The organism is Mesorhizobium ventifaucium (genome assembly GCF_935822925.1).
Classification (GTDB): Bacteria; Pseudomonadota; Alphaproteobacteria; order Rhizobiales; family Rhizobiaceae; genus Mesorhizobium; species Mesorhizobium ventifaucium.
The window spans coordinates 98,683-111,075 of sequence record NZ_CAKXZS010000089.1; the positions used below are offsets into that span (position 1 = coordinate 98,683).

Annotated in this window: 14 protein-coding genes and 1 riboswitch; of the genes, 7 read left to right on the top strand and 7 right to left on the bottom strand. The window is 63.0% G+C overall.

Annotated features, from left to right (window positions below; translation table 11 throughout):
* Positions 1–4: 4 nt before the first annotated feature.
* Complete coding sequence (gene hisC, locus NMG70_RS32245; RefSeq protein WP_254028221.1) at positions 5–1,114, bottom strand: histidinol-phosphate transaminase; 1,110 nt, start codon at positions 1,112–1,114, stop codon at positions 5–7.
* A 137-nt stretch (positions 1,115–1,251) separates the two neighbouring features.
* Positions 1,252–1,329: riboswitch (SAM riboswitch) on the top strand.
* 109 nt (positions 1,330–1,438) lie between these two features.
* On the opposite strand from hisC, the gene metX reads away from it, so the two are divergent.
* Positions 1,439–2,608, top strand: coding sequence for a homoserine O-acetyltransferase MetX (gene metX / locus NMG70_RS32250; RefSeq protein WP_254028222.1), 1,170 nt, complete (start codon positions 1,439–1,441; stop codon positions 2,606–2,608).
* Positions 2,609–2,666: 58 nt separating this feature from the next.
* On the top strand, positions 2,667–3,281 hold the full coding sequence (gene metW, locus NMG70_RS32255) for a methionine biosynthesis protein MetW (RefSeq protein ID WP_254028272.1): 615 nt from the start codon (positions 2,667–2,669) through the stop codon (positions 3,279–3,281).
* A gap of 78 nt (positions 3,282–3,359) precedes the next feature.
* On the opposite strand, the gene NMG70_RS32260 is transcribed toward metW, so the two are convergent.
* The 3 genes from NMG70_RS32260 to NMG70_RS32270 form a co-directional block, all read right to left on the bottom strand.
* Entirely contained in the window at positions 3,360–4,259 is a 900-nt protein-coding gene (locus NMG70_RS32260) for a DUF1194 domain-containing protein (protein WP_254028223.1), read from the bottom strand.
* A gap of 123 nt (positions 4,260–4,382) precedes the next feature.
* The gene (locus tag NMG70_RS32265) at positions 4,383–6,209 is read right to left on the bottom strand and encodes an ABC transporter ATP-binding protein/permease (protein WP_254028224.1); all 1,827 of its coding nucleotides are present in this window, start codon (positions 6,207–6,209) and stop codon (positions 4,383–4,385) included.
* 122 nt (positions 6,210–6,331) lie between these two features.
* Positions 6,332–7,108 (bottom strand): class I SAM-dependent methyltransferase, encoded by a 777-nt coding sequence (locus NMG70_RS32270; protein ID WP_254028225.1) that lies wholly within the window; start codon positions 7,106–7,108, stop codon positions 6,332–6,334.
* Between NMG70_RS32270 and NMG70_RS32755 the strand changes: the two genes are divergently transcribed.
* The 3 genes from NMG70_RS32755 (at position 7,107) to NMG70_RS32280 (ending at position 8,729) form a co-directional block, all read left to right on the top strand.
* Positions 7,107–7,229 carry a hypothetical protein gene (locus NMG70_RS32755; RefSeq protein WP_301555202.1) on the top strand — a complete coding sequence of 41 codons (123 nt, stop codon included), beginning with the start codon at positions 7,107–7,109 and terminating at the stop codon, positions 7,227–7,229. The genes NMG70_RS32270 and NMG70_RS32755 overlap by 2 nt on opposite strands.
* 252 nt (positions 7,230–7,481) lie before the next feature.
* Positions 7,482–8,249, top strand: coding sequence for a hydroxyacylglutathione hydrolase (gloB, locus tag NMG70_RS32275; RefSeq protein WP_254028226.1), 768 nt, complete (start codon positions 7,482–7,484; stop codon positions 8,247–8,249).
* A gap of 39 nt (positions 8,250–8,288) precedes the next feature.
* Positions 8,289–8,729 (top strand): cupin domain-containing protein, encoded by a 441-nt coding sequence (locus tag NMG70_RS32280; protein ID WP_254028273.1) that lies wholly within the window; start codon positions 8,289–8,291, stop codon positions 8,727–8,729.
* Here the strand turns inward: NMG70_RS32280 and NMG70_RS32285 are convergent.
* The 3 genes from NMG70_RS32285 to NMG70_RS32295 are packed head-to-tail and all read right to left on the bottom strand — an operon-like array spanning position 8,704 to position 11,076.
* A complete protein-coding gene (locus NMG70_RS32285; protein WP_254028227.1) occupies positions 8,704–9,372 on the bottom strand; it encodes a lysoplasmalogenase family protein in 669 nt (222 codons plus the stop codon). The two genes, NMG70_RS32280 and NMG70_RS32285, sit on opposite strands and share 26 nt — an antisense overlap.
* Positions 9,372–10,259, bottom strand: coding sequence for an aromatic amino acid exporter YddG (yddG, locus tag NMG70_RS32290; protein WP_254028228.1), 888 nt, complete (start codon positions 10,257–10,259; stop codon positions 9,372–9,374). The genes NMG70_RS32285 and yddG overlap by 1 nt, the downstream gene beginning before the upstream one ends.
* Positions 10,260–10,287: 28 nt before the next feature.
* On the bottom strand, positions 10,288–11,076 hold the full coding sequence (locus NMG70_RS32295; protein WP_254028229.1) for a DUF3108 domain-containing protein: 789 nt from the start codon (positions 11,074–11,076) through the stop codon (positions 10,288–10,290).
* Between the two features lie 256 nt (positions 11,077–11,332).
* Between NMG70_RS32295 and rpmB the strand changes: the two genes are divergently transcribed.
* Positions 11,333–11,629, top strand: a complete 297-nt coding sequence (gene rpmB / locus NMG70_RS32300; RefSeq protein ID WP_023797188.1) for a 50S ribosomal protein L28 — start codon at positions 11,333–11,335, stop codon at positions 11,627–11,629.
* A gap of 82 nt (positions 11,630–11,711) precedes the next feature.
* Positions 11,712–12,392: a queuosine precursor transporter gene (locus tag NMG70_RS32305; RefSeq protein WP_254028230.1), complete on the top strand. Its 681-nt coding sequence runs from the start codon at positions 11,712–11,714 to the stop codon at positions 12,390–12,392.
* The last annotated feature ends 1 nt before the right edge of the window (position 12,393 follow it).

Genomic DNA, 12,393 nt, shown 5'->3' on the forward strand with positions numbered 1-12,393 from the left:
TGTTCTAGCTTTTCAGAAATGTCGCGAGGGCGGCGACAACGCCGCGATTGGCCTCTTCGGTGCCGATGCTCATGCGCAGCGCATTCGGGAAACCGTAACCGGAAACGCGCCGCAATATGTAGCCGCGTGCGGAGAGGTAATCGTCCGCAGCTGCCGCCGAATGTTTTTTGTCCTCGGGAAAGTGGATGAGGACGAAATTGCCGACACTCGGCGTCACCCGCAGTCCGAGCCTGGTCAACTCCTCGCTCACCCAGGTCAGCCAGGTCTCGTTATGCGCCACGCTGCGCTCGACATGGGCGCGGTCGCGGATCGCGGCAATGCCGGCCTCGATCGCCGTCGCGTTGACGTTGAAGGGACCCCGCACGCGGTTGATCGCATCGATGACATGCATCGGCGCGTACATCCAGCCGATCCGAGCGCCGCCAAGGCCGAGCTTGGAGAAGGTGCGGGTCATGACCACGTTTTCCGCGCCAGCCACCAGTTCGACGCCGGCTTCGTAGTCGTTGCGGCGGACATATTCGGCATAGGCTGCATCCAGCACCAGAAGCACGTTTCGAGGCAGGCCGGCATGCAGGCGGCGCACCTCCTGGAACGGCAAATAGGTGCCGGTCGGGTTGTTGGGATTGGCGAGGAAAACGATCCTGGTACGCGGCGTCACCGCAGCGAGGATCGCATCGACGTCGGCGCGCTCATTGGTTTCCTTGACAAACACCGGCACAGCGCCTGCCGACTGAATGTAGATCTTGTAGACCATGAAGCCGTGTTCGGTGATGACGGCTTCATCGCCAGGCGCGAGATAGGTCTGCGCGAGCAGGCCCAGAATCTCGTCGGAACCATTGGAACAGACGATGTTCGCCGGGTTAAGGCCATGCACCTCGGCGATCGCCTCCCGCAGGCGCCTGGCGGTGCCGTCGGGATATAGGTCGAGCTTGGCGGCGACGTCGCGCGCGGCTTCAATCGCCTTCGGCGAGGGGCCGAGCGGATTCTCGTTCGACGACAATTTGTGGACCTTGGCAACGCCGGCCGGCGCCGTGCTTTTGCCCGGCACATAGGCTTCGATGTCCATGATGCCCGCGCGGGGCGTTGGACGTGCCTGATCCGATGCCTGGTTCATATTGCAAAAATCCGTCGAGAACGTTTCTACCCGGGAAGCGCAGCGGAAATACAAGCCGTGGCCCGGAATGTCGAGAGGCGGCTATGATCGGTGAGCGCTGGCCGTTGACGCCGAGGCGCGCCGGTCCTAGAAGAAAGGCGAAATCCCGTGGTGATTTGGCCGGTCGGCTTGCAGCCACGTTAAACAACTCGCTAAAGGGCCGTTTGCATCCTGTAACCGGCTTTGCGAAGGCAATGCCGGTTTTTTTGTCCGTTGCTGGCCGGACAATCGCATCGACCCGAAAATCGGAATCGATTTCGCGATGGGTTAATGTAAGAGGACGCGATGGTCGCGCTGCGCATGAAAAGAACCAACAACGAGGCCGACGAGCCATCGAGCCCGGTATTGCGTTTCGGCGCCGACAAGCCGCTCAAGCTCGATGCCGGCACACTGCTGTCGCCGTTCCAGATCGCCTACAAGACCTACGGCACGCTCAATGACGCCCGCTCCAACGCCATCCTCGTCTGCCATGCGCTGACCGGCGACCAGCATGTCGCCAGCACCAATCCAGTGACCGGCAAGCCGGGCTGGTGGGAAGTGCTGATCGGCCCCGGCAAGATCATCGACACCAGCCGCTTCTTCGTCATCTGCTCAAACGTCATCGGCGGCTGCCTCGGCTCGACCGGCCCCGCCACGACCAATCCCGCCACCGGCAAGCCCTACGGGCTCGACCTGCCGATCATCACCATCCGCGACATGGTGCGGGCGCAGTTGATGCTGGTCGACCATTTCGGCATCGAAAAACTGTTCTCGGTGCTGGGCGGCTCGATGGGCGGCATGCAGGTGCTGCAATGGGCGTCGAGCTTTCCCGAGCGCGTTTTCTCGGCGCTGCCGATCGCCACCGGCGCGCGCCATTCCTCGCAGAACATCGCCTTCCATGAGGTCGGCCGGCAAGCGGTGATGGCCGATCCCGACTGGCATGGCGGCAAATATTTCGAGCAGGGCAAGCGCCCGGAAAAGGGACTGGCCGTGGCGCGCATGGCCGCTCACATCACTTATCTGTCGGAGGCGGCCCTGCACCGAAAATTTGGCCGCAACCTGCAGGACCGTGAAGCGCTGACCTTCGGTTTCGACGCAGACTTCCAGATCGAGAGCTATCTGCGCCATCAGGGCATGACCTTCGTCGACCGCTTCGACGCCAACTCCTATCTCTATATGACCCGGGCGATGGACTATTTCGACCTCGCCGCCGACCATGGCGGCCGGCTCGCCGACGCCTTTGCCGGCACTAAGACCCGTTTCTGCCTGGTCTCCTTCACCAGCGACTGGCTGTTCCCGACCGAGGAGAGCCGCTCGGTCGTTCATGCGCTGAACGCCGCCGGCGCCTCGGTGTCCTTCGTCGAGATAGAGACCGATCGCGGCCACGACGCCTTCCTGCTCGACGAACCGGAGCTGTTCGCCGCCATCAACGGCTTCATCGCCTCGGCGGCCCGCGCCAGGGGGCTCAGCGCATGACCCCGAAAGATTGCAGACTTTTCGGATCAAGGTCATGTGCCAGACAAAAGGCACGATCATGAGTGTCAACCACGCTCAGCGTGTCGACCTCGAAGTCGTCGCCGATCTCATCCCGCCGCAGTCGCGGGTGCTGGACGTCGGCTCCGGTGATGGTCTGCTGCTCGAACTGCTGCAGGCGACCAAGCAGGTCGACGGCCGCGGGATGGAACTGTCACAGCGCGGCGTCAACGAATGCGTCGCGCGCGGCCTGTCCGTCATCCAGGGCGACGCCGACAAGGACCTCAAATTCTATCCCGACAAGGGTTTCGATTTCGTCGTCCTGTCGCAGACCTTGCAGGCGACCCGCAACCCGAAGCTGGTGCTCGACGAATTGCTCAGGATCGGCAAGCACGCCATCGTCTCCTTCCCCAATTTCGGCCACTGGCGGGTGCGCCTTTCGCTGTTCCTCGAAGGGCGGATGCCGGTGACCAAGGATCTGCCCTATTCCTGGTACGACACGCCCAACATCCATTTCTGCACCATTCGCGACTTCGTCAATCTCTGCGAGGAGCTCGGCGCAACAGTGGAAAAGGCAACCGCGCTCGACGCCAATGGCCAGAAAATCGGCCTGTCGATGCCATGGTGGTTCTGGAATTTCTTTGGCCAGCAGGCGGTGTTCCTGCTGAAGCGATAGCGGCGGCCCTTCGCTTCGGCCAGCCGGCCCGAGTCCGGAGACATCTGGGACCGATCGCCATTCGTCGACCCATTCTAATTAGCGATCAAGTTCCGGAAAATACGGATCGGAGAAAAGCCGCCGACCGCGCTCGCCTTGCAAACAGTCGACCGGTGCTGCCGCATCGACCGGGACGGATCCGGGATCGGCACTGGGACCGCCCTTGGGACCGGCCTTGGGATTGGCAACACCGCTGACCTCGAGGACCAGCTTGCGGCGTATGGCTGTCACGAATTCCGAAGCGGCATAGACCGGCAGCACGAAGGAGCCTGGCCCGCCTGTTACGCACTCGGCATAGTATTGGTCGAGATGGCTGAAGCTGGGCGACGGGCTGATCAGGATCGGCAGGCCATTGATGACGATGCCCTTTGCTATCGCGGCGTCGCGTGTCGTGGTGACGGGCATCCCGATATTGTTGGGGCCATCGCCTGAGATGTCGATGACGCTGCGCGTCGCGTCGAAAGCGGCTCCATCCAAAAGCTTGGCGCCGAAGGCGAGCGCACTGGAAATCGAGGTGCCGCGAAAGCTCCTGAACGGGCGCGCCTCGATCTTGTCGGCGAATGCCTCGGCGCTCTCAGCATCGTCGATGACCTGCCAGGCTATGACGGCATCGTCGCGGACGGTGCCTGCCCATTCGAAATAGGCCAGCGCAATGCGGCCGGTCACACCCGAACGCACCGCACTGATGAAGTCGGGGTGGCGCAGTGCCTTGACATAGCCGGCGCGCTGCAGGGCGAATTCCTTTTCGTCCATCGAGTGCGAGATGTCGACCGCCAGCACCAGTTCGACGTCCACCGCAATGGTGTCGGCGGGCGCGGCCAGTGGTGCTGCCTGGGCGCAGGCAAGGCAGGCAAGCAGGCTAATGCATGTCGCCCAAAACTGCGCAGCGGTTTTGGGGTAACGACAAGCATCGAAACAAAGATTTAAAGCGTGTCGCATGAATCTCTTCACCGGGACGCGCTTTAAGCGCATCAAGCATGGGTCCAATGCCGCAGGCTTCCGAACGATACCGGCAATCTTTCCCCGCGATCACGGCAAAATAAAGCTTGGCTGTACGGCCGGCTATGCCTGTTGGCGGGCTTTGGCGACGGCCGGGGGTGGTTCGATCGCGCCGGCCCTGACGCGGACTGGCTTGAGAGCCGGTCGCTCGACGTCTTTCACGATCGCCAATGAGCGCGGGAAGAATTCAATATTCTGCTGGCCACGGCCGATATTGAGGATCGCGGCGTTGGCAAGGCGTGCCTCCAGCATCGACAGCACCCGCCGCAGCGTCGCGCTGTCGAACGTATCCAAAGCCTCGTCGATGATCACCCATTTCGGCTGCCGCAAGACCAGCCGGCCAAAGGCAAGCAGGCGCTGTTCGTCATCGCTCAATTCGCGCTCCCAGCGCGCCGACCGGTCGAGCGAGGACGACAGCCGCCCGAGACCGACCTCGGCAAGCACCGCCGAGATCTCGGCGTCGCTGACCGCCGCATCGGCGTGGTTGAGCACCTCGCGCAGCGTGCCAAGCGGGAAATAGGGTTTGCGGGGAACGAAGGCCGGCACCTCTCCGGCCGGCATGCCGATCCGCCCGCTTCCCCACGGCCACAGACCGGCAATGGCACGGAAGAACAGCGTCTTGCCGGCGCGCGGATCTCCGGTGATCATGACGCGCTCGCCGGCACGGATTTCGACATGCGGCTCGGCGAGCTTCGTACATCCATCCCGCGACGCAATCTCAAGGTTCTCGAATGTCAGCCTGCCGTCCGGATTTTCGCCGAACTCGATGCGCCTCTCGGTGTGGTGGAGCACATCCGTTTCAGCAAGCGCGATGCGGAAATCGGCGACGCGCATCAGCGTGGCGCGCCAATCGGCGATGCCGCCGATATTGTTGATGAACCAGCGCAACGAGGAATGCACCTGGTTGAAGGCGCCGACAGCCATCATCAGCCCGCCGAAGCTGATATCACCGGCGAAATAGACCGGCGACGCGACGAGGATCGGCGCGACGACAGTGATCCAACCATAGGTATCGGTCACCCAGGAAAGATTGATCTGGGCGCTGTAGATGCGCCGCATCGCGCCCAGTACCGTGCCGAGGTCGAGCTCAAGCCGTCGTCGCGCGTCGGCCTCGCCATGCGCAAGCGCGATGGCATCGACATTCTCGTTGACGCGGACCACCGAGGAGCGCAGCTCCGCCTCGCGCGTGTAGCGGTCGCTGTTGAAGCGGATGAGCGGCCGTCCGACCAGCCAGCTCAGCCAGGAGGCGGTGCCGGCATAGAGGATCGCGGCCCACACCATGTAGCCCGGAATCGCCAGCGAATAGCCGCCGATATGGAAGACGAAGCCGGAAGACAGCGACCATAGGACGCCGACGAACGAAACAAGCAAAATGAACGACTGCAATAGCCCTATGCCGAGACCGGTGGAAAGATCGGAGAGATGCCCGGCATCCTGCTGCAGGCGCTGGTCGGGGTTGACGCCAATGGCGCCGGCGTTGGCGAGCCGGAAAGCGCGCGCCGGCCGCATCCATTCACCGATCAGATCGACGGTCAACGCCTCACGCAGCTTCAGCCGGATCGTCTGGTCGAGCCAGGTCTGGCCGACGTTGAGCACCACAAGCCCGCCGGCGATGGCGGCAAACACCAGAAGCTGGTGCAGGAAACCCTGCATGTCGCGCCGAGCCAGCACGTCGTAAAAAGGCTCGTTCCAGCGATTGAGCAGAACCTGCCCGATCGAGGTTGCCACAATGACGGCGACTATGCCGACGCATGCCCAGAGCAGTTGTTTGCGGATCGGCGACTTCGCCAGCGCCAGCCTGATTGTCGCCAGCTGGTCGCGCAGGCTGCTGGCCTCGACCGACGCGGCAATCGGCTTGGCGCTGGCTTCGAAATCCGGATGATCAGCCATTGATGAAGACCCTTGAATTCGCAGACGGTGCTGAAACCGGTGAACAAGTCGACTCAATCGGGTACCAAAACCCGCCCACGACAGATAGGTGGGAAAAAAGCGTGATTCCGATCACGAAAACGTCATCTACGGCCCGGCGACGGCGCGTTCCCGGTCCGCGATATCCGGCCGAGCCTTGTGGCACCATGCGGCGAGAAAACCGGCACGAAGACGCGGCGGGAGGCGCGCTGGACGACCGGCACGCCCTGATAGAGCCGCTTCTGCGCCTCGACCACGATAACGCCGGAAAAGATCGGCCAGAACCTGCGGCCGGCGCGCTCCAGCACATTGTGGAACTGCATCATGAAGCGTCGCCGCGATGGCGGAAAGAACAGGGCGTCGGACCAGGCCGCGGGCGTGAAATTCGCCTCGCGCAGCAATTCGGTGAGCTGGCCGCGCGAGAAAGGCCGGCCGCTGCCGAACGGCGTATGCTCGAAACGGGCCCAGACACCGCGCCGGTTGGGCACGACAATGACGACGCGGCCGGCGGGCGACAGCACCCGCCAGATTTCGTTCAGCGTCTCGCGCGGGTTCTCGGCATGTTCGAGTGAATGGACGAGCAGCATGCGGTCGATGGAGGCATCGAGCAGCGGCAATTCCTCATCGAAGACCAATGCGGTCGCGGTCGGCCCGGTGGCCGGCCAGACCACCGCGCCCTGCGTCGCCGGCATGAAGGCAAAGACACGTTCGGCATCGGTGCCGAACCGCTCCAGCCACGGCAAGGTGTAGCCGAGGCCGACCAGCCGCTCATTGGGCACGACAGCCCATATCGAGGACAACGCCATGGTGATCGAGCGTTCGGCCAATCGCCCGAGCGTGGTCGAATAAAAGGAGCGAAGGTCGACGATATCGGAATGCATGCGCGGCACGCTATCTTCGATGCTGTCCAAGTTCAACAAAGGCGCCAAGTTCTACAAAGGCGCCAAGTTCTACAAAGGCGCCAAGTTCTACAAAGGCGCCAAGTTCTACAAAGGCGGATGACATCCGCGGGCAAGCGCCCTATGTCTGCGGCGACTGCTGGATCGGCCAGAAACCAGTTTCGATTTCGGAAAGCACGATGCAGCAGATAAAAGTGTTAGAACGTCCTTTGTGCGTCCAACTGGACGCACGGCGCACTAGAGCAATTCCAGGAAAAGTGTGAAACGGTTTTCCGTCCGGAATTGCGCAAAAACAAGGAGATAGAGCGGTTCGGCGTTTCCGTGAAACGATGAACCGCTCTCGTGGAGAGATGCGATGCCGGTTGAAATCGAACAATTCATGTGCCGCAGCGACAATTTCGGCGTGCTGGTGCATAACCCGAAAAGCGGCCAGACCGCGATCATCGACGCGCCCGAGGAGGCGCCGATCCTGGCCGCGATCGAGCGTACCGGCTGGACGCCGACGATGGTCCTGACCACGCATCACCATGTCGACCATGTCGAGGCCAATCTGGCGTTGAAGGAGCGGTTCAAGCTGCGCATCGTCGGACCGGAGGCGGAACAGGCAAAAATTCCCGGCATCGACGAAACCGTCGAGCAGGGTTCGGTCATCCACCTCGGCGAGGAGAGGATCGACGTGATCGCCACGCCCGGCCACACGGCGGGCCATGTCTCCTATCATCTGCCGGCGTCGAAAGTGGCGTTCACCGCCGACACGCTGTTTGCGCTCGGCTGCGGCCGGCTGTTCGAATGCAAGCCGCCGGTGATGTTCGAGTCGTTTAAGAAGCTCGCGGCACTTCCGGCCGAGACGGTTGTCTATTGCGGCCATGAATACACGCTTTCCAACGCCCGCTTCGCGCTGACCGTCGACCCGACCAATTCGGCGTTGAAGGAGCGCGCAGCAAAAATCGAGGCGCTGCGCGCCGACGGCAAGCCGACGCTGCCGACCACGATCGGCGAGGAACTTTCGACCAATCCGTTCCTGCGCTGGCACGATCCGGCAATCCGCAAGCATCTCGGCATGGAGAACGCCTCCGACGCCGAAGTGTTCGCCGAAATTCGCAAGCGCAAGGACAACTTCTGAGCACCATTGATGGTCTGGAACCATGACGTGCTGGAAATAATGACCAGTTCCGCCGAAATCATCGCCACGCTCGGCCTGAAACCGCATCCGGAAGGCGGCTGGTATGCCGAAACCTTCCGCGATGGCGCGGAAGGCGCGCGCGGCCATTCGACCGCGATCTACTTCCTTTTGGAGCAGGAGCAAGTATCGGCCTGGCACCGCGTCAAGGACGCCGCCGAGGTCTGGCATTTCTATGCCGGCGCGCCGTTGGCACTGTCGATGCATCGGGAAAACGGGCCGGTGATCGAGCAGGTGCTCGGCACGGCACTGGCGGCGGGCGAGCGGCCGCAGATCGTCGTGCCGGCAGGCTGGTGGCAGTCGGCGCGCAGCCTGGGCGAATGGACGCTGGTCGGCTGCACCGTGGCGCCGGGCTTCGTTTTCGCCGCCTTCGAGCTGGCCGAACCAGGCTGGAGTCCTAACCCAGCAGGAAACCCATCGTGATCGCCAGCTGGGCGGCATAATACAGCACCCAGACCGCGTGGCGCGTCCAGATATGGTGCGGCGAGATGGCGGTCAGCAGGAACTTTTCCGAGGCGAGCAGCCCGTCGGACGCCATGAACAGCACGGCGCCGCCGACGACCCAGAAATTGCTCACAGTGAGGGCCGAAATGCCCATGGCAAAAATTGTCGCGATATAGACGCTGATCGGAAGGCGCAGGGCGGGGCCGACGCGACGCCAGAGCGCAAAAAGCATGGTGAGCGCGAACACGGCCATTGCCCCGGCAATCGCCGCGCGCCACGGCTCGGCCAAAAACAGCCCGACGCCATCGCCGGAGCGCAGGAACAGCGCGATGTAAAGCCCATTCGCCACGAGAAAACTGGCCAGCCCGCCTAGAAAGGCCTTTTCACCGTCGCGTGACAGCAACGCATCACCGGTGGCGCCGAGCGCCAGCGCAGCGACGAGCAGCCACGGACCGCCCTGCAGCGATGCCAGCACGGCAAGCATTGCAACGGCCAGCGCCTTGACCGCAGAACGCGCAAGCGTCTGTGGCATGTCGATGGTGAAGGCGTAGATCACCGCCGCCGCCAGCGAAAACAGTAGCGTCGCATTGGCATTGGCGTCGATGCCGCCGGGAAACGGCATCACGCCCCTGCCTCGCTCGCAGCCCGCTTGCGCAAGAACAGCGATTTCGCCGCAAGCGCTGCCCCGCCGGTGATCAGCACGCAGGCGGCGAGGATGCGCAGGGACGGCTCGGCGAACCCGGCTGATATCAGCACCAGCGTCGACAGCAGCGGCGCGGCATAGCTTGCCGCGCCCAGCACCTGGATGTTGCCGCGCTTGACGCCGATATCCCAGGCATAAAAGGCCGCGCCCACCGGCATCAGGCCGAGGCCGAGCACGGCCAGCCACTGGCCGGCGCCGACAGGCAGCACCGTCTCTTCCAGCATGAGATGGCAGATCAGCGAAAGCGCTGCCGTGGCCGCACAGAACCAGGTGACAATGCTGGTCGGCACCGACGGAAAGCGGCGCGACAACAGCGAATAGGACGCCCACAGCACGGCGCAGACGCCGGCCATCGCATAGCCGAAGGCATAGCGCGCGTCGAAGGCAAGCCCGCCGCCCTTGGTGACGATCAGGAAAGTGCCGGCAAGGCCGAGCAGTGCGCCGACGACATGGTTCCAGGCCAGCCGCTCGCCCGGCATCAGCGCCGATCCGAGCACGATCAGCAGCGGCCACAGATAGGCGATGAGGCTCGCCTCCACCGCCGGCGCGTTGCGCAGCGCGGTGAAATAGAAGAAGTGATAGCCGAACAGGCCGGCAATGCCGATCACCCATACTTGCGGCGGTATCTTCTGCCGGCTGGCGGCCGCCGGCGTGAACAGCCGCGCGACGAGCCCAACGCCGGTGCCAATCGTGAAGGTGATCGCCGAAAGCAGGAATGGCGGCACCTTGCCGGAAGCGTCCGTAAGCAGCGCCAGCAGCGCCCACATGGCGACCGCCGAGAAACCGATCAGTGTTGCGCGCCCCATGTCCGTCTCCGGCGGCGCACGATCGCGCCTATTTTGTCGCTTCGAACCGCTCCGCGCTGACGGTGAGGGTGCCGATTTTCGTACCGACCGTGGCGTGGATCGGCGCATATACGCCGGTTTGGCCGACCGGTGCAAACGTCACCGTGATACGGCTGCGCTTTCTCAGGTAATCCAAGGATTTGCGGTTCTTGCGGTAACCCGCTACCGGCTCAAAACCCAGCCTGCAAGTGACGGTATCGCCCTTGTAGCCGCGCACCGAGGTCGAGCCTTTTGACTCGTAGGTCAGCGTCAGATTGGCGCGCATCTCGCCATCATAGAGCTTCACCGTGCGCCCGCAGACCTTGTAGAGACTATCGGCATGGATGACGGTGGCGGCCATCGGATCGAGCACCGAGGCGAGATGGCTGGCGGCCAGCGGTATCCAGTTCTTGGGATTGCGCTTCTTCGGCGCAGGCACGACCTTCGTCGCGGTAACAGTACCGTTGGCGAACCGGATATCGATCATCGATGCCTTGTCGCCCGATTTGTAGTCGGCGCGGAACGCCTGCGGCTGCAACTGCTTGCCCGAAATCTTGCCCTTCGACGAGACCGTGCCACGCGTGTCGTCGAATATTGTGGCGAGGCCGGCGCTGGAGACGCTGCCCTCGATCGAATAGGTATCGCCTTCGTAACTGCTGGAAAAGCTTGCTTTGGCCACCGAGAAGCCGTGGACCGAAACCGTATACTCGCCCTTGAAGGATTGTTGCGTGGCGGCAGACGTTGCCGTCGGCAGCGCCACGGCGAGCGAGGCAAGGAGCGCATGAGACGAACGAAGCATGGCGGGATCGATCCTCGATTTTCAGCAGAAGCGCGCAACTCCAGCCTGGCATCTCCTTGTGCGACCGCTTATAGACTGAATTTCGGCCTTTATGTGAAAGGCGTCGTCACACCCGGGCGCAAGCCAGAGCTTGACGCATCGCCGAAATGCAACTATGGAACGCCAACTTTTTCCATAAGGCCGCCTGACCGAAAACCGCGCGCCACTCGGCGCGGGTCGAATGTTTGGCCAGACCGAGAACTGAAGGTTTAGAACCATGTCCCGCACCTGCGAACTCACTGCCAAGGCAGTCATGTCCGGCAACAATGTGAGCCACGCCAACAACAAGAGCAAGCGTCGCTTCCTGCCCAATCTCGTCAATGTGACGCTGATCTCGGAAGCGCTGAACCAGAATGTGCGCCTGCGCATTTCGGCCAACGCGCTGCGTTCGGTCGAGCATCGCGGCGGCCTTGATGCGTTCCTGGCCAAGGCCGACGCCAAGGAGCTGTCGCAGCGCGCGCGCCTGCTGAAGAAACAGATCGCCAAGAAGCTTGCCGAACAGCCGGCCGCTTAATTTTTTCAGGCAACCGCCTTCCAAGGAGTGTCGTCCGAACTCGGCATGACACCCCGCTGGTTCCATTACCCAGGATAAAAAAATGAGCTCTTTCTCCCGATACCTGCCCTTTGTTGCGGCCATGGCGCTTGTCGTGGTGGCGTCGAACATCCTCGTGCAGTTCCCGCTGCAGGGTGCGATCGGCGGCCTGTCGCTGGCCGACATTCTGACCTGGGGCGCCTTCACCTACCCGTTCTCCTTCCTGGTCACCGACCTCGCCAATCGCCGCTACGGACCGGCTGTGGCGCGCCGGGTCGTGTTTGTCGGCTTCACGACGGCAGTGATCTGCTCGGTCGTCATCCCGCCCTTGCTGTTCCGCTACGGCTTGATCGAATTCGAAACGGCCGTCGACCGGCTGGTGCGCATAGCGGCGGCTTCCGGCACCGCGTTCCTGATCGCGCAACTGCTCGACGTGACCGTGTTCAACCGGTTGCGCCGGCAGAGCTGGTGGCGGGCGCCGATCGTCGGCACGCTGGTCGGCTCGGTGTTCGACACCGCCGTGTTCTTCACGATCGCTTTTTCGGCGGCTTTCGCCTTCGCTGGCCCCAACGATGGCTTTGCGCTCGAAACCCCGCCGCTGATGGGCGTGCTGCCGGTCGAGACCATGCGCTGGGTGTCATGGGCGCTCGGCGACCTCGGCGTGAAGCTGATCATCGCCGTGGTGGCGCTGATCCCCTACCGGCTGCTTGCCGCCCGCTGGAGCCAGCCGGCACTGGCGGCATAGA